This window comes from Corynebacterium sp. NML140438, assembly GCF_001875725.1.
Taxonomy (GTDB): Bacteria; Actinomycetota; Actinomycetes; order Mycobacteriales; family Mycobacteriaceae; genus Corynebacterium.
Genome location: NZ_MLCQ01000029.1, coordinates 443,778 through 467,909, shown reverse-complemented (window position 1 = coordinate 467,909; position 24,132 = coordinate 443,778). Strand labels below are relative to the sequence as shown.

Sequence of the window (24,132 nt, the reverse complement as noted above, 5' to 3'; positions counted from 1 at the left end):
CAAAGGGATTTGGTGTCACCCCAGCAGACCCGGGTGGCAAAGGACGCAACCCACTTTTCGCGACCTGGGCTTTTGCCGGAGTCGGCCGACAGGATTGCGTCCTTTGTCACTGGCTCCCCAAGCTATGCACCAAATTCCCGGTTTTCCCCGTCCACTGATGACGCCTTGCTCAGGAGCGCCAACACCTTCAGCGCTGCCTGTTTGTCCAGCGGCTGGTTCCCGTTGCCGCACTTCGGTGACTGAATGCAGGACGGGCAGCCGTGCTCGCACGGGCAGGACTCCACCGCGCCGTAGGTGGCGGTGATCCACGTGTGGAAGCGGGCGAAGCCTTCGTCGCTCATGCCGGCGCCGCCGGGGTGGCCGTCGTAGACGAATACTGTGGGGAGCAGCGTGTCTTGGTGGAGGGCCGTCGATACGCCGCCGATGTCCCAGCGGTCACACGTGGCGATGAGGGGCAGCAGCCCGATCGCTGCGTGCTCCGCCGCGTGCAGCGCGCCGGGCACCTCGCCTGCGCTGATGCCCAGCGAGTCCAGCACCAGGGGGTCGATCGTGTAGGCCACCGCTCGGGTCTCTAGGTGCTGCGCGGGCAGGTTCAGCGGGATGTGTTCGCTGACTGAGCCGTCCGCCAGGCGGACGACGTAGCCGGTGACGCGGTCGGTGACCTCGACGTCCATGCTGGCAACCCACACGCCCTTCGCTAGCTGGCGGGTCTCGTGGGCCTTACCCAGGATGCGGATATCCGTGGTGGAACGGGCGCGGGTGGTGTAGTCGGGTTGCGCGGGCTCCACGAGCGCCACGTAGTCGTCCAGGTTGAGCTCCTGCACCACGAAATGTTCGCCCTGGTGCACGTATACCGCGCCTTCGTGGACCTGGGTGAGTGCGCGGGCAGCATCGACGGTGCCCAGGAGGCGGCCGTCGCTGGTATCCACGATCATTACCTCGGCGCCGGCGCCGCCGCGGATAGAGACGGTCACCTCCGCGTCTGGCGCGGGGAACCAGCCGCGGGGCCGCTTGCGCAGCAAGCCCTCCTCGCACATCTGCTCCACCACGTCGTGCGCGCCGAAATCGTCGACGTCCTGCGAGGTCAGCGGGCGCTCCAGCGCAGCGTGGTACAGGTGGCCGCGCAGGATGTACGGGTTCGACGGGTTGAACACGCTGCGCTCCACCGGGCGTCCCAGCAGCGCCTCGGGATGGTGCACCAGGAAGGCATCCATCGGCTCATCGCGCGCAACCAGCACCACCAGCGACCCCTGCCCGCGGCGTCCCGCCCGGCCCGCCTGCTGCCGAAACGACGCCACCGTACCCGGATAGCCCGCCATCACCACGGCATCCAACCCGCCGACGTCGATACCCAGCTCGAGCGCGTTCGTCGTGGCCATGCCCAGGATGTCGCCCTCGTCCAGGGCGCACTCCAGCGCACGACGGTCCTCCGCCAGGTAGCCCGCCCGATACGCCGCGATCCGCCGCGCAAAATCCGGCCGCCCCGCAGCACTCAAGTCCTCCTGCGCGCGCATCGCCACAATCTCCGCCGCCGGCCGCGACCGCACAAACGTCAAAGTCCGCGCCCCCTCACGCACCAACCACCCCATTATCGACGCCGCCTCCGTCGCCGCCGCGTACCTCACCGGGGCACCGTGCTCACCCTCCGCGCCCTCGATGAACCCCGGCTCCCACAACACCACCGTGCGCTCACCTGTCGGCGCCGTATCCACATCCACCTCCCGCACCGGCCTGCCACACAGCAGCTCGGCGTGCTCCGCCGGTGCCGCCGACGTCGCCGACGCAAACACCAACGTCGGCTCCGAGCCGTACGCGCGGGCGAGGCGAAGCAGGCGTCGAAAAACGAGGGACACATTGGCGCCGAACACCCCCCGATAGGTGTGCGACTCATCCACCACGATGAAGCGCAAGTGCCGCAACAGGCGCGCCCACCGCTCATGCGAACCAAGGATGCTCGCGTGCAACATGTCCGGATTCGTGAACACGAACCGCGACTGATCCCGAATCGCGCGCCGCGCATCAACCGGGGTATCCCCGTCATACGGCGCCGGCGTAATCCCAGGCAGATCCTTCGTCAGCGCCAACGTCGCCTGCAACTGATCCGAACCCAACGCCTTCGTCGGCGTGATATACAGCGCACACGCCCGCTCGTCCGCCGCCAACGCCGACAGCACCGGCAGCTGATACCCCAACGACTTACCTGACGACGTCCCCGTCGCCACCACAACGTCCTCACCCCGCCAGGCCGCCTCGGCACACAACTGCTGGTGGCGAAACAGCCGCTGCACACCGCGCTCCTCCAGCGCGTGACGCAGCGCCGGGTGCACCCACTCTGGCCACTCGCCGTATTCCGCCGGGCGCGCCGGCACCTCCTCCACGTGAGTGATCGTGGAGTGGGGAAACTGCTCGCGAAGCCCGCGAACCAGCTCGCCCCCAAAAGAACAAAAATCCTGCTTCATGACACAGCAAAGTATGCCAGTTTGTGGCACACTGGTTAGCAGTAACAAATTTTGTGCGCGCCTTCAACGGTGCTCGCGAGGGATTGTTTACGCGGGCGCCAGGACATCAGCCCTGGTGGACGGCTTTATTTATCCATCTTTTGAAAGGGAACACACCAATGGCTACAGGCATCGTGAAGTGGTTTAACGCAGAAAAGGGCTTCGGCTTCATCGCTCCAGACGACGGCTCCGCCGACGTCTTCGTCCACTACTCCGAGATCCAGGGCAGCGGCTTCCGCACCCTCGAGGAGAACCAGAAGGTCGAGTTCGAAATCGGCGAGGGCGCCAAGGGCCCACAGGCCCAGCAGGTCACGGCTCTCTAATCTATATACGTGCACACCCCGGCTTCGGCCGGGGTTTTTGCTTTGATTGGGCAGCGAGTGACAAAAGACGCAACCATTAACGCCTAGCCCTTTCGCTACCTGCATCTTTGAATGGCTAGACGAAAAAGGGTTGCGTCTTTTGTCACTCGGGCCGGCTGGGGTGACACCAGATTCCTTTATACGGCGGAGACGCCGCGCCGGACGTCGAAAAGTTCGAAGATGTAGGACTGGATGCGCTGCATGATCCAGCCGACGAGGGCGCCGAGGGCGATGCCGACGACCATGCCGAGGAGGGGGAAATCGGAAAGGAGGGAGCCGCCGGCGTAACCGAGGCCGACTGAGAGGCAGGCCCAGATGATGACGCCGATGGTGTCGTAGAGGAAGAAGGCGAACCAGTTGTAGCGCACGCTGCCCAGCACGATCGTGGCGACCCACCTGGCCCAGGGGAGGAACCTGGCGACGAGGACGGTGATGCCGGCACCGCGGTTCATGTTGCGTCGGACCCATTCGATGGCCTGACCGGCTTTGGAGGAGGGGTCGAGGCGGTCGACGACGTGGATGAGGCGGCCGCCGAGGAGGAAGCAGATGTTGTCGCCGATGATGCCGCCGATGGTGGCGGCGGCGATGATGCCCCATGCGTTGGGGACGCCTTGTGATGCGGAGAAGGCGCCGGAGAGGTTGAGGACGGTTTCGGAGGGGATGAGGGGGACCAGGGCGTCGCCCAGGATGAGGAGTACGACGAGTGGGTAGAAGAGGGGTGTGCCCATCAAGGTGTGGAGGAAGCCGATGAGGGAGTCGATCATCTGGGGTTTTACCTCCTTGGGTGCCCGATGGTGCTCATGGGGGTTCAGTGTAGTTGGTGGGGGTGAAAACGGTGAGTTGTAGGGTTGCTATTTAATTGTCTGATACAACTTATGTGAGTTAACGAACATAGTTCTTGAAGTGAGGTGTCACGAAGCGTGGCTGAAGACGGCAAGACCCTCGTCATCGTGGAGTCCGCGACGAAGGCGAAGAAGATCCAGAAGTATCTGGGGAGTGACTACATTGTGGAAGCTTCCGTGGGGCACATTCGTGATCTTCCAGGCCGTGCTGCTGACATCCCTGCGAAGTACAAGAAGGAACCGTGGGCGAAGTTGGGTGTGAATCCGGAGTCTGGGTTTGCACCTATATATGTTGTCAGTCCTGACAAGAAGAAGAAGGTCGCTGACCTGAAGTCGAAGTTGAAGCAGGCGGACAAGTTGCTGCTGGCGACAGACCCGGACCGTGAGGGTGAGGCCATCGCGTGGCACTTGCTTGAGACGTTGAAGCCGAAGGTGCCGGTGGAGCGCATGGTGTTCAACGAGATTACGGAGTCGGCGATTCGGGAGGCTGCGGAGAATACCCGCGAGCTGGATATGGATCTTGTCGACGCCCAGGAGACCCGTCGCATCTTGGACCGGTTGTATGGCTACGAGGTCTCTCCGGTGTTGTGGAAGAAGGTCATGCCACGGCTGTCGGCGGGCCGTGTGCAGTCTGTGGCGACGCGCGTGATTGTGGAGCGTGAGCGCGAGCGCATGGCGTTTATCCCGGCGGAGTATTGGGATGTGACCGCGACGTACGGTGGGGGTACGGCGTTTGACGCGAAGCTCGTGGCGATTAACGGTTCGCGGATTGCGCAGGGCAAGGACTTTGATGATCGCGGTCGGCTGAAGGGGTCGGCTGAGGGGGTTGTGGTCGTCGATAAGCAGGTGGCGGAGGAGCTTGCTGGGGCGCTGAAGGACACCTCGATGACGGTGAGCAGCGTGGAGGAGAAGCCGTATAGCCGCAAGCCGTACGCACCCTTTATGACGTCCACCCTGCAGCAGGAGGCCGGGCGGAAGCTGCGGTTTACGTCGGCGCGTACGATGCGTATTGCGCAGCGCCTGTACGAGAATGGCCACATTACGTATATGCGTACGGACTCGACGTCGCTGTCCCAGCAGGGGCTATCGGCGGCGCGGGCTGCGGCGACGGAGTTGTACGGCGCGGAGTACGTGGCGGACAAGCCGCGTATCTACGACCGGAAGGTGAAGAACTCGCAAGAGGCGCACGAGGCGATCCGCCCTGCTGGTGAGCGGTTTGCTACGCCGGGGCAGCTATCGAAGGTGCTGGACGCGGAGGAGTTCAAGCTCTACGAGCTGATTTGGCAGCGCACGGTGGCCTCGCAGATGGAGAACGCACGCGGGAACTCCACGAAGGTGACCGTTGCGGGCGACTTCGATACCGAGTTCGCTGCGACCGGCCGCACGATCACGTTCCCGGGTTGGTTGCGCGCCTACTCGGACACCCGCGACAGTGAGACGCACTTGCCGCAGCTCACCGCGGGCGACGAACTGCCTACCACCGCGATTTCGGCGGATGGGCACTCCACGAACCCGCCGGCCCGCTACACCGAGGCCAGCCTGGTGAAGAAGATGGAGGACCTTGGGATTGGGCGTCCGTCGACGTATGCGTCGATTATTAAGACGATCCAGGACCGCGGCTACGTCTTCTCCCGCGGCAACGCGCTGGTGCCCAGCTGGGTGGCGTTTTCCGTGGTGGGGCTGTTGGAGAACAACTTCGACGCCCTGGTGGACTACGACTTCACGTCCTCGATGGAGGACGAGCTCGACGAGATCGCGCACGGCAACGAGGACCGCACCCGCTGGCTGACCAGCTTCTACTTCGGCGACGCCCACGCCAGCGACAACACCGCCGAGGCAATTGCGCGCCGCGGAGGGCTCAAGCACATCATCGAGGACAACCTCGAGCGTATCGACGCCCGCCAAGTCAACTCTCTAAAACTCTTCGACGACGCGGAAGGCCGCGCCGTCAACGTGCGCGTGGGCCGCTACGGGCCGTACATGGAACGCCAGGTGGGCGTCACCGCCGACGGCGAGCCGGAGTACCAGCGCGCCAACATCCCCGAGGCGACCACGCCTGACGAGGTCACCCTGGAGCTGGCGGAGAAGCTGTTCGCCACCCCGCAGTCCGGCCGCGAGCTGGGCGTGAACCCGGCCAACGGGCGCATGGTGGTGGCCAAGGAGGGCCGCTTCGGCCCCTACGTCACCGAGAAACTCGGCGACGACGAGCTGGAGAAGGCGCAAGCCCACGCCGAGGAAATCATCGCCGAGGAGCGCGCCGCCGAGGACAAGCAGCGCGCCGAAGAGGGTAAGCGGAAGAAGAACTGGGACACCAAGACTGCCGCGAACCAAAAAGAAAAGCGCATGACCGAGCTCGTCGAGGAACAGCTCAAGCCCGCCACGGCGTCTCTGTTCCAGTCGATGGACCCGGCCTCTGTCACCCTTGAGCAAGCGCTGCAGCTGCTGAGCCTGCCGCGCGAGGTGGGCGTCGACGATGGGGAAGTGATCACGGCGCAGAACGGCCGCTACGGCCCGTACCTGAAGAAGGGCACCGATTCGCGCTCCCTGGCCAGCGAGGAGCAGATCTTCAGCATCACGCTGGAGGAGGCACGCCGCATCTACGCGGAGCCGAAGCGTCGAGGCCGCGGGGCTGCGAAGGCGCCGCTGAAGCTGCTCGGGGACAACGACGTGTCCGGCAAGCCGATGTCCATTAAGGACGGCCGCTTCGGGCCGTACGTCACCGACGGCACCACCAACGCGTCCCTCCAGCGCGGCGACACTCCGGAGACCATGACGGACGAGCGCGCGAACGAGCTGCTGTCTGCGCGCCGGGCCCGCGAGGCGGAGAACCCGAAGCCAGCCAAGAAGGCCGCGCGCAAGACCACGCGGAAGAAGGCGACGAAGAAGACGACGCGCAAGAAAGCGACGAAGAAGGCCGCGAAGCGCTCGTAAGCGGGGTCGGCTAGTAGCGGTCCGCCAGGGTGGAACGTACCGGGCGGGCCAGCTGCGTCATGCGGTTGCGCCCGCGCAGCTCCACGGACTTCATCAGCGTCCAGCGCTGCTGCTCGACCTCGTTGGCGGCGCGCAGGGTTGCGGCGTTGGTGAGCACGCAGCCCGGGGTGTCTTTGGCCAGCTCGGTGAGGCGGGCGGCGGCGTTGACGGCGTCACCGATCACGGTGTATTCGAAGCGGTCGGACCCACCGATGTGGCCGGCGACCACGTGCCCGGAGGCCACCCCGATACCTGCCTGCAGCTCGAGGCCGGCCAGTTCGCGGCGTAGCTCACGGGCGGCCTGGAGGGCGTGGGAGGCGGCGTCGTGGATGGAGACGGGCGCGCCGAACACGGCTAGCGCCGCATCACCCTGGAACTTGTTGATTACGCCCTTGTTGCGGTGCACCACCTCAACGACGATCTCGAAGAAGTTGTTCAGCGCGGCCACGACCTGTTCCGGGGTGTGGTTGACGGCAAACGTGGTGGAGCCGATCACGTCGATGAACACGACGGCCACGCGGCGGTCCTCCCCGCCGAGCTCCGGCTTCTCCTCCAGGGCCTTCTGGGCGACCTCGGTGCCGACGTAGCGGCCGAAGATGTCGCGGACGCGCTGGCGCTCGTTGAGCCCGCGCATCATCTCGTTAAACCCAGCCTGCAGTACGCCGATTTCGGAGCCGTCGTAAATGTCGACCTGGGTGTTGCGTTCCCCGCGGCGCACCTTATTGATGGCTTCCTGCAGCTCCTTGATGGGGTCCACCACGCTCATGATGGCGAACGCGGTGCCGATGAAGCCTGTGGCCAGCGCGGTCAGCGTCAGCGCGAGGACAGCTGGCATGAGCTCGCCGGGGCGGTTGGAGAAGAAGCCGTGGCGCTGCGCGAAGAACAGGGCGAGCACCCCGAACATTGGCACGGCGGAGGTGGTGAACCAGGTCAGGTACAGGCGGTGCTTGATCGGCGGTTCCAGGGTGGAGTCTTCGAAGCGCCGCGCGAGTGCCGACGCCGCCACCGGCCGCACCAGGCGCTCTGCCTGCAGGTATGTCATCACTGCGGTGACGAAACACGCCAGCGACGTGGACCCTAAGGTTACGATTGCCAGCTGGTGGTCAATGCGCCAGGCGGCCACGGTGATGATCATGATGCCGATGGCCCACACCCCGACCACGATCACGGTCTGCAGCACCGGGATGCGCATGACCAGGTTGCGTACCATGTTCGGGTCGTGGTCGTCGGGGCTGAGCTGCCACTCCAGCACTGGCCGGAACAGGAAGAACGTGACCACGATGCCCACGAAGATCGCAAAGCAGAAGTAGGTCGCGCCGAGGAAGCCGAGGCTTTCGTCGTGAATGTTGAGCTGCTGCACCTCCCGCATGGGGATGAGGAAGCGCACGAACAGCATGATTAGCACGGCGCCGACAACGTTGGTTCCGAGCACAGTTGCGGCGTACAGGGGCCACGAGGTGCCCCACAGCCATTTGAAACTGCGCCAGAATCGTTCCATGCTGTAACACTTTAGCGGGTTTTCGCCCTGCTGTACGCTTGGGGCTTGTGCCTACCGTGAGTCAATTACTTGCCGACGCCCCCTCCGTCCAGCAGGTCATCATGAACGCTGCCGCGGCCGCCCGGGGGATCGGCGACGCGCGCGCGATGACGCACTCCTGGCTGTTCACGGGGCCTCCCGGTTCGGGGCGCTCCAACGCGGCGCTTGCGTTCGCGGCTGCGCTGGTGTGCACGGATCCCGACGAGATCGGCTGCGGGCGCTGCAAAGGCTGCCGCGACGCGCTGTCTTCCCAACACACCGACGTCATGCACGTGGTGCCCAAGGAACTCACGATCAAGGTGAAAGAGACCCGCGAGTACATCGCGCAGGCCGCCCGCATGCCGACGGTCGCCCACTGGCGCGTCCTCATCATCGAGAACGCCGACCGTCTCGGCCAGGACGCCTCCGACGCGCTACTGAAAACGGTGGAGGAACCCCCGGCCCACACCGTCATCATCCTGTGCGCGCCGTCGACGGACCCGGAAGACTTCTCCCAGACGCTGCGCTCTCGTTGCCGGCACCTCTATATCCCCGCCCCCTCCGAGGACGAGGTGGTGCGCATCCTCATGCAGGAGGAAGGGGCCACAGAGTCCGACGCCCGCCTCGCCGCCGCCACCACCCTGCGCCACGTAGGCCGGGCCCGCAGGATGGTCAACGACAAGTCCGTGCAGATCCGCCGCGCCCAGGCCATCAACCTTGCCGAGCTTGTCTTCCACGGCGCCCAGGCCTTCCAGGCCGTTACCTCCCTGGTGAAGGCCACGGAGAAGACCGCCGTCGAGGACTATGCCGAGGAGGACGCCGAGGAGCGCGCCAAGCTTGAGCAGGCCCTCGGCGTTGGCGCGAAGGGCAGGGGAGCGGCGAAGGCGCTGCGCGGGGCGTCCGCCTCCGTCAAGGCGCTTGAGGCGAGTCAGAAAGCGCGTGGCACTCGCCGCAAACGCGACGTCTTCGACCTCATCCTCGTGGACCTCGCCGGCATCTACCGCGATGCCCTCGCCGTCCAGTCCGGTGCCGAAGTCTCACTGACACACCCCGACTTCCAGCCGCTGGCCGCAGAACTCGCCGAGAAAGTCCGCCCAGAAGGACTCGTGGCGTGCCTCGACGCTATCGCCCAGTGTCGACTGCGCCTCCAGCAGCAGGTGAGCCCCGTCGTGGCGTTCAACGGGATGCTCGGCCACATCCGCCTCGCCTGTGAAGCCCGCTGACCTGGCAGTTTCGTAGATTCTTGGCGGTGCTGTAATATTGTGCAGCGTTGCCACCTTAGCTCAGTCGGCAGAGCGTCTCACTCGTAATGAGAAGGTCGCGAGTTCGATTCTCGCAGGTGGCTCGGGATAAACCCCCTGGTAGGAACGTGTTCTGCCAGGGGGTTTAACGTTTGCAAAACGCCGTCCGGTACACACTAGCTTTCAACACTCGGTCATCGAACAACAATGAAGCAAGTCCGAAACGTAGCACGCCGAAGAACCGCACGGGATCTATGGTGGCGAGCTTCGGCGGAAACCTAACTCGACTTATATTCATAGGCATCAGGCTCGGGGCGGTGCTTTACGATGTTTCGCAGGGTCCGCCCCACGTATCGACGCCCTCTTCACCCACTCCCCGTTCTCACCACTGCAGAGGCGTGTTTGGCGAGCAAAACAAAACTTACCCCTACCCGCGCAGAAAACGCGAACACCCGGGGTGTTTTATGGTCTCGTGCGCGTTCGCGGTGAGGTGTTGTGGGATCTATATCGACATGAGCTATACCTATCCACTAAACTAGACGCCTATCTGCTGCTGGAAATACCACGTCAGTGGCACTTTTACAACAGATTCAGGAAGCTGGTTGTTTTTATCAGTTTCTTCTGAAGTATTTATGAGGAGTAAATTAATGGCCGAATCATCTCGGCGTTTACGTAAATCAACGTCTACAGGCATCGCGGCAACATCTGCGATTGCGCTCGCGCTCGGTGGCCTGAGCGTGGTCGGCCCGGGCCCGCTGACACCGCACGCTGCGGCTGCCACATTGTCCGGCGGAATCCGCGACAAGTCCGGCGCGGTGGAGAAGGACGCACAGAAGGTCTCCGACCTGCCGGCCGGGTCGTGTGTTGTTGAAAGAAGCGGCACCGCTGAACACAGTCAGGCTGGTTTCAGCTGGAAGACCCTGGAGCCGGCCGCGGACAGCCCCGACAAGACCCTGTGGGGCTTGAGCGTCTCCTTTGATAACTCGAAGGACCGCACGTTCGCCGATTGGTCCTTCACCAATGGGGGAGAATTGGCGGCGTCTTGGATACCGGCGAGGTGCCTTCCATGGAGGCAGGTCAAACCTTCCTTGGCAAGAACGTCACGCACAAGGCCGACGAACCCATCGCCATTACTAGTGCTGGTGCACAACGAAACCTGAATATCTTCGCAGAGGTGACCGGAGAGAAGGTTAAGCAGTTTGCTTCGGCCACTGCCGACAATCCCGTGCGCTACGCCTGGCAGAGCAATTACACGAAGGACCATACTTCGGGCTTGAGAGCCACGGAAGGTGGCAGCTCGGTATTCAGCGCTACTGTAAACCCGTGGCCGAGCGAGAACATTGAATGTAACCCGATCACGGTGTCGTGGGAGGAATGGGAGAAGCACGTCATCATCCCTGGGCCTAAGGGCAAAACCAAGGTCGGCACGATCAACGTCCCTCCCGTGGAGGGCGGCGGTGGTGGCAAGGACGATTCCATGTCCCGCATGGTCGTGGAAGCTTACGACGGCAACGGCAAGTTCATCGGCACCACGGACCCGTCCGTCTCTGGCGGTGAGAAGCTCCTGAGCATCGACGAAGACGGCAATATCTACTTCACCTGGCCGGAGTACCGCGGTACTGACCTGGCGACAGACAAGAACGTCAACTTCTCCGTTCTGGCGATGCCGCGTACCGTGGACGAACTCCAGGCTGCTGTTGAGCACAACAACTACGGCGAAGGCAGTGCGTTCGATAGCTCCAACTCGCTGGATCGCTACAGCAAGGCGAACGTCATCGACTCCAAGGCGTTCTCCTTGGACGACACCGAGTACCACGACCCGAAGTACGACAAGACGGACGCTTCGATCATCTCTGGCGTGGATAGCGAGACCGGGAAGGCTTTCCCCGTGAAACCGGGCGAAGAACCGCCGAAGCAGAAGGTCACCTTCATCCAGACCCCTGACCTGATCAAGGACTTGGCGAAGAAGAAGGGTGAGAAGGGCTACGAAGCCAAGGTCGCCTTGGACGAGAAGTACGTCTACGAGGGCTGGACCGTGGAGATGGACGAGGACTACAATGTCACCGTCACCGCTCCGGAGGAGCCACGCCCGGGCACCTTTGCGCGTCCTGTGGTGACGGTCGAGTACTCGAACGGCTCCACGGACGAGCTGGAACTCCTCGTGGTTGTCGACCCGAACAACACCCAGGTCACCGACCTGGTGCGTCCGGGTCTGACGAAGGGCACCATCGGTAAGGAGCTCACCGCCCAGGTGGGTACTAAGTCGATCATGAAGGGCCACAAGCCGGTTCACCCGGCTGAGTTCGATATCGTTGAGTCCACCGTGCCTGAAGGTTGGACCGTGACGGTCGATGAGACCGGCAAGGTCACCGCGAAGGCGGATGACACCGTCGCACCGGGCACCATCATCACCCCGAAGGTGAAGGCCACCTACCCGGACGGCACTACAGATCCGATTCAGGTCCAGTTTCAGGCGATCGTCGACATCAAGATCCCCGAGTACGACACGGTGACGAACAAGCCGAACGCAAAGGTCTCACTCAAGCCCGAGATTCCTGAGCGCGGATTGAGCGGTAACACGACCGATGAGGCACCGGAGCGATACACCTTCGAGAACGGGAAAACCGAGATCACCCTCACGAGTAAAGAGGGCAAGACGTGGACCGTAAAGATCGACGAAAAGACCGGTAAGATCACCACGACGATCCCGAAGGATGCACCGGAAGGTGACATCCTCGACGTGCCGGTTCTCGCGCACTACGAGAATGCGGACAAGCCGCAGAAGGTCAAGGGCACCGTCGTTGTGATCAAGGGCGACGTTGCTCCGCAGTACAACGTCCAGGTCACTGGCCCGAACCAGGCTGTTGACCACCAGATAACGGGCGCGCCGGAAGAATCGACTTACTCCTTCGGCGTGGATGGGGACGAGCCGGTCCTGACTAAGACAACCGACGACGGATGGAAGTACACCATCGATCCGAAGACCGGTGTCGTGTCTTCCACCCCACCGGTAGACGCGAAGCCGGGCGACAAGAAGACCATCACCGTGACGGTCCAGACCCCGGATGGTTCCCGCCCGGAGGTTCCCGTCACCACCGTGGTGAAGCTGACCAACAGCTGGGAGTCCAACCCTGTCATCCCGCCGAAGACGGTCTACCCGGGGGACACGGCAACGTCGCCGTTGGCTATTGAGAAGCCAGAAAACATCAAGGTAGCCGAGAAGAATCCGTACGTGATTGCTCCGGTGCCTGAGACGTTCACCGCTACCGGTGAGAACAACGAGTTTGGCAATCCGACCTACACGGTGAAGACAGATAACGGCGACTGGACCGTCGGCCTGGATGACAAGGGCAACGTTGTCTCCACGGCGCCGGTCACTGCGAAGGGCGGCGACAAGATTGAGGTCCCTGTCACCGTCACGTACGAAGATGGATCAGAGGACACCACTTCCGGAGTGGTGAACGTGGTTGCTGCCCCTGAGCGTGAGGTTCCGTTCAAGGTCGAGTACAAGTACGACGACTCCATCCCTGCTGGCACCTACGAGGTTGAAACCAAGGGTGTGCCGGGCAAGGAAAAGATGAACAAGGACCGCAAGTGGGAGCGCGTCGTTGATCCGGAAACCAAGAAGCCGATGGACCCGGTCAACGAGGTCGTCCTCATCGGCACCAAGCCTGCCGAGAGCGCCAAGGACGTCAAGTGGACGTTCCCGATTCCGTACCCGACCGAGGTTCGCGAGAACCCGGAGCTCAAGCCTGGCGAGATGAAGACCGTCCAGAAAGGCGAGAACGGCGAGAAAACCTACACCGCTAAGTTCACCTCCAAGGGCTCTGAAGCACAGGTTGCTGAGGAGAAGACCGAGAAGGAACCGGTTACTCGCATCATCGAGGTCGGCCCGGGCATTGAGGACGAGGATCTCACCAGCAAGAAGACCCAAGAGGTCTCGTTCGAGATCGAGTACGTCTACGACGACACCCTCGAGTCCGGCAAGCAAATTGTCGACGAAGAGGGCGTTCCGGGTGAGCAGACGATTACCTCCACCCAGAAGATCAAGGACGGCAAGCCGGACGGCGAGCCGAGCATCAACATCGAGCAGACGAAGGCCCCGAAGAAGGCCAAGATCCGCATCGGTACCAAGACCACCGGTGAGAACACCGAGACTTACAAGGCTGAGGCTCCGTACAAGGTCGTCGTTAAGTACGACCCGAACATGCCTGCCGGTGAGTCCAAGGTGACCACCAAGGGTGAGCCAGGCGAGAAGACGGTGACGATCAAGCGTGACATCACCAACTCCAAGCCGGGCGATCCGCAGATCACCGAGGAGATCACCAAGAAGCCTGTTGACGAGGTCATCACTGTCGGCACTAAGCCGTCCGAGGCTTCTGAGAAGGTCACCTGGACTGCGCAGGTTCCGTTCGACGTTGAGACCCGTCCGAACCCGGAGTTGAAGCCGGGTGAGATCAAGGTTGTCCAGGAAGGTGTTCCGGGCGAGAAGACCTACACCGCAGATTTTGCGGCTAAGGGTGACCAGGCGACTGTGACCCCTGAGGAGAAGCAGACCAAGGATCCGGTTAACCAGATCATTGAGTATGGTCCAGCGGCTGAGGACACCTCTGTGGTGACCAAGGTTGAGAAGCCGGTTCCGTTCGAGACCGAAATTGTCTTCGACAACACCCTTAAGGAGGGTGAGCAGGTCGTCGATGAGCAGGGTGAGCTTGGTACCGAGGTTGTGACCTCTACACAGAAGATCGTCGACGGAAAGCCGTCCGGCGAGCCGACCGTGACCTCTGAGCAGACGAAGGCACCGAAGAACGCCAAGATCCGCGTTGGCACCAAGACCACCGGTTCTACTACCGAGACCGTGGAGTCTGAGGTTCCGTTTGGTGTGAAGATCGAGTTCGATCCGAACCTGCCTGCCGGCACCTCTGAGACTGTCACTGAAGGTAAGCCGGGTAAGAAGAAGGTGACGATCGAACGCGACATCACCAACTCCAAGCCAGGCGAGCCGAAACTCTCGGAAGAGATCACCGAAGAGCCAGTTGATCAGGTAATCAAGGTCGGCACCAAGCCAGCCGAAGCACCTGAGACCTCCGAGAAGGTCACCTGGAAGGCGCCGCTTCCGTTCGAGGTTGAGACCCGTCCGAACCCGGAGCTGAAGCCGGGCGAGATCAAGGTCGTCCAGAAGGGCGTGCCAGGAGAGAAGACCTATACGGCTGACTTCACCGCCAAGGGCGACCAGGCTTCCGTGAAGCCTGAAGAGAAGCAGACCAAGGATCCGGTCAAGGAGATCATCGAGTACGGTCCGGCTATCGAAGACGGCGAGCTGGTCACCAAGGTGAAGAAGCCAGTTCCGTTCGACACCGAGGTCATCTTCGACGACACCCTTGAGTACGGCACGCAAAAGGTTGACCAGCAGGGCGAGCTTGGTGAGGACGTTGAGACCTCCACCCAGAAGATCGTCGATGGTAAGCCCTCCGGCGATCCAAAGGTGACCACTGACCGCACCAAGGAGCCGGTCAAGCAGATCATCCGCGTTGGTACCAAGAAGGCAACGACTCCGCCGTCGACTGATCCGGAACCGTCGATTGAAGCAAAGGAAGTCAAGCTTCCATTCACCACGAAGATCATCTACGACGAGAAGCTCGAACCAGGCGAAGAAGTCGAAGAGCAGAAGGGTGAAGACGGCAAGGTTGAGGTGACCGTCGAGAACGGTCAGCCTTCCGTGAAGACAACCAAGGAGCCCGTCCAGCGCATCGTCCGTGTTGGCACCAAGCCACCTGCGGACGTCGAGTGGAACGAGCGGATCCCGTTCGAGGTGAAGGTCAAGCTTGACCCCACCATCCCGGCGGGTGAGCACAAGGTCGGGCAGGAAGGTAAGCCCGGCCTGGTCCACCACAAGTCTGACGGCACCGAAGAGAAGCTCGTAGAGAAGCAGGATCACGTCATCCTCATCGGCACCAAGCCTGCGGATCCGGCGAACCCGGAGGACCCGAAGCCGCTGCCCGAGGGTGGCACTGACATCGATGTCCGCTACACCACCCGGATTGTCTACGATCCGAAGCTGCAGCCGGGCGAAGAGGTTGAAGACGTCCCGGGTAAGGATGGCAAGTACAGGATCACGGTTGTTGACGGCAAGCCTGTCGTCGAGATGGTTGTTCAGCCAGTTGAGCGCGTGCTGCGTGTCGGCACCAAGCCACCAGCGGGTGTCCGCTGGACCGAGGAGATTTCCTACGACTACGAGGTGGTCGAGGACAATGAGCTCGAAGCTGGAAAGCACAAGGTTGTGCAGCCAGGTAAGCCGGGCGAGCGCATCCATAAGGAAGACGGAAGCGTCGTCGAGGTTGCTCCGCAGAAGCTGATCATCAAGGTCGGCACGAAGAAGAACCCGAACGACCCGAGCGAGCCTTCGAACCCGAACAACCCGGATCCGAATAACCCTGATCAGCCAGGTGGCAAGCCAAACCCGAACGATCCTTCGACGCCGGCTGAGCCAGGCGCCAACGGTTCCTCGGAGAAGGCGAAGCGCTGCGCAGCGAACGCGTTCGCGGTCAACAGTCCACTGCTGTGGCTGCTGCCGATCGGCCTGCTGGCAGGTATCGGCTACGGCGTGAATGAAGCGTTCGGCCCGCAGCTCCAGCAGGCTGGTGCTGAACTGAATGCTCGCTTCCAGGAGTCCATGCCGAAGCGTGATTGGGGCCACGGTAACCAGGGTCGCCGCCACGAAGATCCAGAATGGGTCCGCGAGCTGCGCGCGAAGGCAGACGCTGTGAACCGCCAGTTCGCTGGCTACGGCGAGCAGCTTCGCCCGCTGGGTATCGCACTCGGTGCAATTGCTGCGGTCAGCATGTTGGGCGTCCTCATCGCCCAGGCATGTGAGGAGGACGGCTTCAATAACGGCCTGACTATCCTCGGCTCGTCGAAGGGCGACACGCCTGCAGACAAGGCCAAGACTGGTTCTTCTGAGCAGAAGTAAACCGCGCTGAGCCGAATGGAAGGCGTCACCCACTTCGGGTGGCGCCTTTTGGCGTTCCGCAGCAGTCGAGGGTTTGCTCAGCGTTCACCCAAAATTGCGCCAAACATAACCGGAATGTCTCCGGAAACTCACATTGCTTTCGCAGAATCGTTGTGTCGCCAACCCGGCGGCTCGAACCAAGTACCGATTCTGTGAAGGATTCTCATGGCTTTTCCAACCCACGTGTTGTCGCTGCTGCAACGGCTGCTGTTGCAGTGCTTGGTGTCGTCGCAACGCCGGCGCAGGCCGCTGAAACGAAGGCGCCGAAGAACATCATCTACATGATCGGCGACGGCATGGGCTACAACCACGTCGCCGCAGTCAACCTCTGGCAGACCGGCCAGTCAAAGTGGATGCTCAACGGCGAAAACAGCATCAACAGCATCTCCAACGTTGACGGCAAGCCAGTCCAGGCCTTCGAGCAGGAAGACAAGGGCTGGAAGCACACCTCCATGACCACCTTCCAGTACGGCAACGAGTACGACGAAATCAAGGCGTGGAGCGACCGTGAATGGATCAACAAGAACTTCACCGACTCCGCCGCAGCCGCCACCGCAATGGGCACCGGCGTGAAGACTGATAACGGCAAGATCGGCGTCGACCACAAGGGTGAGAAGCTGGAGAACGTCTCCCAGCGCGCAGCGGCGCAGGGCAAGGCTGCCGGCGTCGTGTCCTCCGTGCCGTTCAACCACGCCACCCCGGCAGGCTGGGGTGGCCACAACGAGAACCGCAGCAACTACACCCAGCTCGCCGACGAAATGCTCGGCCCGGACAGCCCACTGTCCGTGATCATGGGCGCTGGCCACCCGCTCTACGACGACAACGCCCAAAAGACCGACAAGTTCAACCCCAAATACATCACCGAGGAGACCTACAACAAGGTCGCCAACGGTGAAACCGACTGGCGCCTGGTCACCGACCAGGCGGACTTCGAGTCCCTCGCCAAGGCAGCCAACAAGGACGCCAAGAAGGTCTTCGGCCTCGCACCTGTGGCGAACACGCTGCAGCAAGGCCGCGATGGCTCCGACGGTGAAGACAAGGCGAACGTCGGCCCGTACCTGACCGAGTTCAACAAGGGCGTACCCTCCCTGGCCACCATGTCGCTCGGCGCGCTCAACACCCTCAACCAGGACGAAGACGGCTTCCACCTCATGATCGAAGGCGGCGCCATCGACTGGACCGGCCACGCCAACACCATCGGCCGCTCCATCGAGGAGACGATCGATTTCTTTGACGCGGTAGCTGCCGTCGAAAAGTGGGTTGAGGCCAACTCCTCCTGGGAAGACACCCTGCTCATCGTCACTGCCGACCACGAGACCGGCTACCTCGCAGGCCCGCAGGACCCATCTAAGTACAGCGAGCTCAGTGGCGAAAAGGGCGCCAAGCCGGAGCACACCTACAACTCCGACAACCACACCAACCAGCTCGTCGGCTTCTGGTACAAGGGCGCAGGTGCCGGCGACATCTACGAAGCATCCACCAAGCACACCGACAAGATCCGCGGCTCCTACATCGACAACACCACCGTCGCACGCCTCACCCTAGACAAGTGGTGGAACGGCGAAAAGCCAGCAGACGACACAAAGCCTGACGACGGCTCCTCCGCCGACTCACCGTGGCTCATCGCCATCCTGTCCATCCTCGGAGTCGCCGGTCTGCTGGCTGTGATCGCCCAGGCAGCGCCGTCTCTAGTGGACAACCTGCGTGGGCAGTTCGCGAAATTTTAAAGCATCGGCAGCTGCGGCAACTTTACGCCGAGCTGCGGCAGCGCGGCAATCAGGCCAATGATCGCGAGCACCGCCGCGATCACGCCGCCAACAATCGCCGACAGGTTCAGCTCCGGCTCCGCCGTCGGGTACGCAACATCCGCCTGGGCGCCCTTTGCGCAGGCAGCGGCCGCGGCGGAGTCGGCATCGTCAAGAAGGGCCTGCTTCTCGGCGAACTTCCCAGCCGGCGTGGCGGCCCACGCCTTATACAGCGCTGCATCACTCTTCTCGACGCCAAACGGCACCGCAGCGCGCTTTACCTCCGGACCGACCTGGCGCTTGGCCGGGACAATGTCCTCGAGCGTGCGCTCCTTCGTCGGCTCCGTCTCCTTTACCGTCTTCTGCGCCTCGGCGTACTTCTCGGCGAGCTTCGCGGGCCGCTTTGCAGCGTCCGGGTAGGTGGTGTCCACCGCGGCCACGAAGTCACGTGCCTGCTCATGGGCGCCGATCGCCTTCGACTCGTCGAACCAGGCCCTCACAAAGCGCTGCTCGGCGAGTGAAAGCTGCACCGTGCACATGCCGTCCTTGTCCTTCACGTTCACCGTCGCTGCGTGGGCAGGCGCGGCAATGGTGCCTAGCGCGACCGCGGCGGCGGCAGCGCAGGTAACGATACGTTTCATGGTCTCCTCCTAGAGGGTCAGTGGGTGTACTGGGTGTACTGAGTGTACGTCCTCAGTTTCCGACACCGCCTGTTGCGACAGCGTTAACGGGGGTTCCCGGGGGTGGTGGGGTTATGCCACACGTGTCTGTTTGAAATAGTTCCCACGCCGGGGAATCATTTTGCGTTTCAGGTCCATTCCGGTCTACGAGCGCTGACGTTTCCCCAGGTGGCGACGTTTGTCCACGAAGAAAGTTCCCAGTTCATCGGAAAGCCGGGGAACTTTTCCAGGCCCCGGGCCCAGCACCCGAAGGTTCGGTCTTGCCAAGCGCACACCTCCCCCTTACAACTCCCGTGGCACGACTTTGCCGGTGGCGTTGCGGGGTAGGGCGTCGACGAAGTGGACGTCGCGGGGGATGGAGTGCTCGGCAAGGTGGTCGCGGACCCAGTCCTGGACGCTGGCAGGCGTGAGCGCCCGGCCGGCCTCATCACCAGAGCGGACGATCCAGACTGCGACGCGTTTGAAGGTGTCGGGGTCGTCGACGCTGCCGACGTAGAGGTCGTCGATACCTGGCATGCGCTCGAGGACCGCCTGGACGGATTGGGGGTGGACGTTTTCGCCGCCGACGATGATCATGTCGTCGCTGCGTGACACCACGTGCAGGAGGCCGTGGGTGTCGAAGTAGCCGAGGTCCCCCATTTCGATGAGGCCGTCGATGGTGACCATGGGGGTGTCGGGGTTGGTGTAGCCGCGGAGGGCGGTTTCGTTGTTGAGGAAGATGCGGCCGACGGTGCCGGTAGGGACTTCGTGGTCGGCGTCGTCGTAGATGCGCAGGGTGGTGCCGGGTGGGACGCGGCCGACGCAGGTCGGGTCGTTGGCGACGGTGGTGGCGTCGGCGGCTGCGGCGAGGGCGAGTTCGGTGGAGCCGTAGATGTTGGCCACGATGGGCCCGAAGCGTTCGATGAGGCGCTCGGCGAGGAGCGGGGTCAGGGCGTTTCCGGCGGTGCCGATGAAGCGCAGGCGCGAGGTGTCGTAGCCTTCCTCGAGGTCAAGCATGTGTTTGAGGAAGATGGGGGAGGAGATGAGGCCGTCGCAACGGAAGTGCTCGAGCTGCCGGTAGGCGTTTTCGGGGTCGAAGACGCGCTGCGTAACGATGGTGCCGCCGACCCCAAGCGTGATGTTGAGCGCGGACCAGCCCCAGGTGTGGAACATGGAGGCGGTCATCTGGACGGTGTCGCCGGCGCGGAAGGGGATCGCTTCGAGGTAGCCGGTGACAACGAAGGGGAGGGTGGGCTCGGCACGCAGGATGCCTTTGGGGATGCCGGAGGTGCCCGAGCTCATGAGCACGATGTCGCCGTGTTTCGGGAACAGCGGCAGCGCGGTATCGCCCCCTTCTTCGCTTATCGACGCCAACTTCGCCCCAACAACCACCACCATTCCGGTGACCTCCGGGATGCGGGGCAGGAACTCGTCGTCGGTGAAGAGGACGTTGATGTTGTTTTCCTCGATGCAGCCGCGGAGCTGTTCGGTGGAGGAACCAACGTTGAGGAGGAAGATGGAGCCGCCGGTGTAGCCTTTGGCGCCGAGTGGCAGGATGATGCCGCGGCCGTTGCGGGCGATGACGCCGATGCGGGGTTGGTCGGTGACGCTGAGGATCCAGCGGGCCACGCTGCGCGCTTGGGTGCGGAGGTCGCGGTAGGTGAGGAGGCCGGCGTCGTCGATAAGGGCGGTGCGCTCGGGGGCGGCGAGGTAGCCCTGCTCGATGGCGCGGGCGGTGGTGAAGCGGAAGCGGAGCAGATTTGGTATAATCCCTAGCGCTGCTTTCGGGCTGTTGCCGAGGCTGATCATTCCGGCGCGGTGAGTGGCCCTGAGAAAGCGGAAAAACATTGCTCTATTCTATGACATCTGGCAAAGTAGAGACATCTGCGTTACGGAAGTGAAAGAAGTGAACTCATGTTTCGGAAATTGATGGCTGCAATCGTGGCAGTCGCGATCGCTATCGTGCCTGTTCAGGCGACTGCGCAGTCGCGGGACATGGTGATTTTCGGAGACTCGGTCGTCGCTGACCCGACAGTACGGGACTGGGCGGCCGGGAAAATCGGTGCGACGCCACAGGGCTCCTCCGACGCGAAAGTCTGGTGCCCGACGGGCCCGACGAACTGGGGCAAGCAGGCAGCCGCGCGCCTGGGGCTGCAGGCAATGGACTACTCCTGTGCCGGGACAGTCTCGACACGCAAGGGTCCCTACTTTTCGCTCCAGGTCGACCGCGCGCTGCGCGACCGCACCCTGTCGCCGGCGACGGCCCGCGTGGTCATCTCCACCGGCTTCAACGACACGTATTCGACCGGCGGCCGCTCCCCGGAGCAGGTGCGCCGCGCGTTCGTCGATGCGATGGTGCCGCAGGTGAACCGGATCCGGGCGGCGGCGCCGAACGCGCGCATCCAGATCGTCGGCTACCCGAAGATCACGCAGGGGGACCGGGTGTGCCTGTTCCAGCTGGGCAACAACATTCACGACGCCACCCCGATACCCGCCGTGAAAGTGATGGAGGACACCGCTCAGTGGATGCAGGTCGACCTGGCCCGCGCTACGGGCCTGGAGTTCGTGGACCTGAAGCCGTCCACGTGGAACAACAATATGTGTGCTCCGGATCACCTGCGGATGTGGTCGGGGATCGTGGACTTTGGGGCGTCGCCGCGGCACATGCCGCTGCACGTGAACCAGCGCGGCCACGCCCACGTCGCGGACGTCGTCGCGCGGTCCTAGCCGCGATTATTTGGCTAGCGCGTCCTCGATGGCCTTCTCGAAGGCCTCGTAGGGCTGCGCACCGATGATTTCCTGGCCGTTGACCAGGAAGGACGGGGTGGAGTTGAAGCCCGCGCGCTGCGCCAGGTTGTTGGCCTCCTGCAGGGCGGCGTCGTACTTGTCGCTGGCGGCGTCGGCCTTGAACTTCTCCATGTCCGGCATGGCGGCGGCTTCCGCGAAGCGGACGAAGTCCTCCATGGCGAAGTCGGGGTGGCCGTTCGCCTTGACGGCCTCTGCCATGTAGGCGTCCTGGTACTCGAAGAACTTGCCCTGCTCGGCGGCGGCGCGGCCCGCGCGGGCTGCTTCGACGGCGGCCTGGCCGTTGACCACGAAGTCGTTGAACTCGATGCGGACCTTGCCCTCATCGACGTAGTTCTTGATGATCTGCGGCATCAGCTCAACGTTCGCCTTGATGCAGAATGGGCAGTCCCAGTCGGAGAACTCGGAGAGGACGACGGGGGCGTCGACATTGCCGAGCGCCATTGGGTCGTTGGCGTCGCGGCGTTCGATGTCGGCGGCGGCCGCGTTCATGGTCGGCTCGGCAGCAGGCTGCTCGGCGGCCTGGGATGGCGCGGTCTGGGCAGTCTCCGTGGCGGGTGTCGCGGAGTTCGCGCCGATAACGTAGCCGCCCACCCCGGTGCCGACCGCCAATACTGCCGTAAACGCCCACATCAGCGGTGGGATCTTGGTATCACTCATTGTGCTCCTTTGGTTGTTCTGCGTTTTGTAATGCTACCGCCCGCGCCAAGCGGGCATAGCGCAGCTCCTGCTCACGGAACCTGGTCCAGGTTGAGATGGTGGTGAAGAAGAACGCGATGATCAGCACGTACAGCATCAGGTCCGTGCCGCGGTCCACGCCGAGCCAGTTGGCAAGGATGGTGACGTCGTCGGGGCGCAGGATCGCCCAGATGGCGGCGATAAACATCACGCCGAAGCCGATCTTCACCCACGCCTTCGCGTTCGCCTTGCGGCGGTTAGCAAAAAAGTAGAGTGCCAACAGGACGGTGGCGCAGATCAGTGCGAACTGGATCATGGGAGCCTCCCCGCCACGATGTTGTCTGCCAGGATGTTGACGCCGTTGATCAGCGACTGGCCCTTACTCATGGAGTACTCCGTGTACAGAATCTCCACCGGCTCCTCGACGACGCGCCACTTGTGCTGGTCAATCAGGGTGACGATCTCCGAGGCGTGCGACATCCCGTTCATCCGCAGGTTCATCTCGTTGGCCACTTTGAGGTTGAAGGCGCGTAGGCCGTTGTGGGCGTCGCTAAGCCCGAGGCGACGAGTGCGCGGCGAGAGCAGCACCACCGTGCGCAGCACCACGCGCTTGATCCACGGCACCTGCGAGGAGTCCTGGCCAGCGAAGCGGGTGCCCACCACAATGTCGAGCGGTTCCGTGCGCAGGCGCTGCACCATGCGCAGGACGTCCTTGACCTGGTGCTGGCCGTCGGCGTCGAAGGTGACGAAGTACTTCGCCCCCGGCTGGGCGCGCGCGTACTCCACGCCGGTCTGGATCGCGGCGCCCTGGCCCAGGTTCACCGGGTGGTTCACCAGGTGGGCCCCTGCGGCGCGGATGGCGTCTGCAGAATTGTCTCGGGAGCCGTCGTTGACGGCCACGATGTTCGGGAACGTTTCCCGCGCATGCTCAATGACCTGCTGGATAACGGGGCCCTCGTTATAGCAGGGGATGATGAGCCAAGTGTCGTCGTTCATGTTGACGCAGATGTTACCCGGCGTGGTGGAAAAGCCGCGCATAAACGCGCTTCAGCAGTGGCTTCGGTAGCAGTCGGTAGAGGGTGCGCACCGCGACATTCACCGTCGCGCGGGTGCGTCCGATCAGCCCGTAGCGCACCAGCCGGATCTGCATGTCTACCTCGGAGGTGAACATGTCGCTGCCGGTGCGGCGGTCGAATTGCTCGTCGGTGACCCGGAAGTAGGTGAGTGGCTCCTGCATGTTGTAGAGGGTGTAGCCGTCGGCGATGAGGCGCGCGAAGAGGTCGTAGTCCTCCATGAGGTGCACGTCCTGGTAGCCGCCCACCGCCTTGACGTCGGCGGTGCGGTACATCACGGATGGGTGGTTCATGGGGGAGTTGATCTTGGCGTAGTGCTCGGGGTGCTCGGGCAGACGCCGGATGCCGCCGGTGCGCTCGCCGTCGAATTCTTGCACGGCGGTGCCCACCACGGACACCTCAGGGTGCTGCTGCAAAAAATCGAGTTGGCGCTCGATGCGCTGGGGGAACGCCTTGTCATCGGAGTCGAGCTGCGCCACGAACTCGCTGTCGATTGTCTCCAGCGCCGCCTGCAGCGCGGGGCCTGCACCGCGGTTCTCAGCGCAGCGCACCACGCGCACCCCATACTTCTCGACGACCCCCTCGACCCCATCCGCCACCGGCCCATCAAAGACGACCACGACCTCGTCCGCGGGGCGGGTCTGCTCAGCGAGGGACTGTAGCGCCTCGGCGAGCTGGTCAGGAACAGTGCCGTGGTAGGCAGACAGGAGCGCAGTAACGGTGGACATGGATAC

15 protein-coding genes, 1 tRNA gene and 1 pseudogene are annotated in these 24,132 nt (G+C 63.0%); 8 read left to right on the top strand and 9 right to left on the bottom strand.

Features of this window, described 5'->3' with window-relative positions; genetic code table 11:
• Positions 1 to 122 precede the first annotated feature (122 nt).
• Entirely contained in the window at positions 123 to 2,459 is a 2,337-nt protein-coding gene (locus BJP08_RS10820) for a DEAD/DEAH box helicase (RefSeq protein WP_071569539.1), read from the bottom strand.
• A 158-nt stretch (positions 2,460 to 2,617) separates the two neighbouring features.
• Between BJP08_RS10820 and BJP08_RS10815 the strand changes: the two genes are divergently transcribed.
• Positions 2,618 to 2,821: a cold-shock protein gene (locus BJP08_RS10815; protein WP_070363240.1), complete on the top strand. Its 204-nt coding sequence runs from the start codon at positions 2,618 to 2,620 to the stop codon at positions 2,819 to 2,821.
• A gap of 176 nt (positions 2,822 to 2,997) precedes the next feature.
• On the opposite strand, the gene BJP08_RS10810 is transcribed toward BJP08_RS10815, so the two are convergent.
• Complete coding sequence (locus BJP08_RS10810) at positions 2,998 to 3,624, bottom strand: DedA family protein (RefSeq protein ID WP_071569538.1); 627 nt, start codon at positions 3,622 to 3,624, stop codon at positions 2,998 to 3,000.
• 156 nt (positions 3,625 to 3,780) lie between these two features.
• Between BJP08_RS10810 and topA the strand changes: the two genes are divergently transcribed.
• Positions 3,781 to 6,633, top strand: coding sequence for a type I DNA topoisomerase (gene topA / locus BJP08_RS10805; protein ID WP_071569537.1), 2,853 nt, complete (start codon positions 3,781 to 3,783; stop codon positions 6,631 to 6,633).
• Between the two features lie 10 nt (positions 6,634 to 6,643).
• Here the strand turns inward: topA and BJP08_RS10800 are convergent, their stop codons facing one another.
• The gene (locus BJP08_RS10800; RefSeq protein ID WP_071569536.1) at positions 6,644 to 8,170 is read right to left on the bottom strand and encodes an adenylate/guanylate cyclase domain-containing protein; all 1,527 of its coding nucleotides are present in this window, start codon (positions 8,168 to 8,170) and stop codon (positions 6,644 to 6,646) included.
• Between the two features lie 47 nt (positions 8,171 to 8,217).
• On the opposite strand from BJP08_RS10800, the gene BJP08_RS10795 reads away from it, so the two are divergent.
• The 5 genes and pseudogenes from BJP08_RS10795 to BJP08_RS10775 all read left to right on the top strand — a co-directional run bounded on the left by BJP08_RS10795 (position 8,218) and on the right by BJP08_RS10775 (position 18,165).
• Positions 8,218 to 9,411, top strand: coding sequence for a DNA polymerase III subunit delta' (locus BJP08_RS10795; RefSeq protein ID WP_255364822.1), 1,194 nt, complete (start codon positions 8,218 to 8,220; stop codon positions 9,409 to 9,411).
• A 49-nt stretch (positions 9,412 to 9,460) separates the two neighbouring features.
• Positions 9,461 to 9,533, top strand: a tRNA-Thr gene (locus tag BJP08_RS10790).
• A gap of 528 nt (positions 9,534 to 10,061) precedes the next feature.
• A pseudogene (locus tag BJP08_RS11790) lies at positions 10,062 to 10,705 on the top strand (adhesin domain containing protein); the annotation flags it as partial.
• Between the two features lie 201 nt (positions 10,706 to 10,906).
• Positions 10,907 to 16,399 carry a G5 domain-containing protein gene (locus tag BJP08_RS10780; RefSeq protein ID WP_369816435.1) on the top strand — a complete coding sequence of 1,831 codons (5,493 nt, stop codon included), beginning with the start codon at positions 10,907 to 10,909 and terminating at the stop codon, positions 16,397 to 16,399.
• A gap of 191 nt (positions 16,400 to 16,590) precedes the next feature.
• Positions 16,591 to 18,165, top strand: a complete 1,575-nt coding sequence (locus BJP08_RS10775) for an alkaline phosphatase (protein ID WP_083428528.1) — start codon at positions 16,591 to 16,593, stop codon at positions 18,163 to 18,165.
• Here the strand turns inward: BJP08_RS10775 and BJP08_RS10770 are convergent.
• Both BJP08_RS10770 and BJP08_RS10765 read right to left on the bottom strand, forming a co-directional pair.
• On the bottom strand, positions 18,162 to 18,824 hold the full coding sequence (locus tag BJP08_RS10770; protein ID WP_071569532.1) for a hypothetical protein: 663 nt from the start codon (positions 18,822 to 18,824) through the stop codon (positions 18,162 to 18,164). The two genes, BJP08_RS10775 and BJP08_RS10770, sit on opposite strands and share 4 nt — an antisense overlap.
• A gap of 321 nt (positions 18,825 to 19,145) precedes the next feature.
• On the bottom strand, positions 19,146 to 20,690 hold the full coding sequence (locus tag BJP08_RS10765) for an AMP-binding protein (protein WP_071569531.1): 1,545 nt from the start codon (positions 20,688 to 20,690) through the stop codon (positions 19,146 to 19,148).
• 66 nt (positions 20,691 to 20,756) lie between these two features.
• Between BJP08_RS10765 and BJP08_RS10760 the strand changes: the two genes are divergently transcribed.
• Entirely contained in the window at positions 20,757 to 21,569 is an 813-nt protein-coding gene (locus BJP08_RS10760; protein ID WP_071569530.1) for a GDSL-type esterase/lipase family protein, read from the top strand.
• Positions 21,570 to 21,575: 6 nt separating this feature from the next.
• Here the strand turns inward: BJP08_RS10760 and BJP08_RS10755 are convergent, their stop codons facing one another.
• The 4 genes from BJP08_RS10755 to BJP08_RS10740 are packed head-to-tail and all read right to left on the bottom strand — an operon-like array spanning position 21,576 to position 24,126.
• Positions 21,576 to 22,307 carry a thioredoxin domain-containing protein gene (locus BJP08_RS10755; RefSeq protein ID WP_255364821.1) on the bottom strand — a complete coding sequence of 244 codons (732 nt, stop codon included), beginning with the start codon at positions 22,305 to 22,307 and terminating at the stop codon, positions 21,576 to 21,578.
• Positions 22,300 to 22,641, bottom strand: a complete 342-nt coding sequence (locus BJP08_RS10750; protein WP_071569529.1) for a DUF2304 domain-containing protein — start codon at positions 22,639 to 22,641, stop codon at positions 22,300 to 22,302. Before BJP08_RS10750 ends, BJP08_RS10755 begins: the two co-directional genes overlap by 8 nt.
• Complete coding sequence (locus BJP08_RS10745; protein WP_071569608.1) at positions 22,638 to 23,321, bottom strand: glycosyltransferase family 2 protein; 684 nt, start codon at positions 23,319 to 23,321, stop codon at positions 22,638 to 22,640. The genes BJP08_RS10750 and BJP08_RS10745 overlap by 4 nt, the downstream gene beginning before the upstream one ends.
• A 13-nt stretch (positions 23,322 to 23,334) precedes the next feature.
• Positions 23,335 to 24,126: a glycosyltransferase gene (locus tag BJP08_RS10740; protein ID WP_071569528.1), complete on the bottom strand. Its 792-nt coding sequence runs from the start codon at positions 24,124 to 24,126 to the stop codon at positions 23,335 to 23,337.
• Positions 24,127 to 24,132 lie beyond the last annotated feature (6 nt).

Bases quoted from the DNA above. Each gene is read 5' to 3' on its own strand.
- BJP08_RS10780 (WP_369816435.1), top strand. From the start codon at position 10,907: ATGTCCCGCATGGTCGTGGAAGCTTACGACGGCAACGGCAAGTTCATC.
- BJP08_RS10745 (WP_071569608.1), bottom strand. From the start codon at position 23,321: ATGAACGACGACACTTGGCTCATCATCCCCTGCTATAACGAGGGCCCC.
- BJP08_RS10800 (WP_071569536.1), bottom strand. From the start codon at position 8,170: ATGGAACGATTCTGGCGCAGTTTCAAATGGCTGTGGGGCACCTCGTGG.
- BJP08_RS10810 (WP_071569538.1), bottom strand. From the start codon at position 3,624: ATGATCGACTCCCTCATCGGCTTCCTCCACACCTTGATGGGCACACCC.
- BJP08_RS10770 (WP_071569532.1), bottom strand. From the start codon at position 18,824: ATGAAACGTATCGTTACCTGCGCTGCCGCCGCCGCGGTCGCGCTAGGC.
- BJP08_RS10820 (WP_071569539.1), bottom strand. From the start codon at position 2,459: ATGAAGCAGGATTTTTGTTCTTTTGGGGGCGAGCTGGTTCGCGGGCTT.
- BJP08_RS10750 (WP_071569529.1), bottom strand. From the start codon at position 22,641: ATGATCCAGTTCGCACTGATCTGCGCCACCGTCCTGTTGGCACTCTAC.
- BJP08_RS10765 (WP_071569531.1), bottom strand. From the start codon at position 20,690: ATGTTTTTCCGCTTTCTCAGGGCCACTCACCGCGCCGGAATGATCAGC.
- BJP08_RS10760 (WP_071569530.1), top strand. From the start codon at position 20,757: ATGTTTCGGAAATTGATGGCTGCAATCGTGGCAGTCGCGATCGCTATC.
- BJP08_RS10755 (WP_255364821.1), bottom strand. From the start codon at position 22,307: ATGAGTGATACCAAGATCCCACCGCTGATGTGGGCGTTTACGGCAGTA.
- BJP08_RS10815 (WP_070363240.1), top strand. From the start codon at position 2,618: ATGGCTACAGGCATCGTGAAGTGGTTTAACGCAGAAAAGGGCTTCGGC.
- BJP08_RS10740 (WP_071569528.1), bottom strand. From the start codon at position 24,126: ATGTCCACCGTTACTGCGCTCCTGTCTGCCTACCACGGCACTGTTCCT.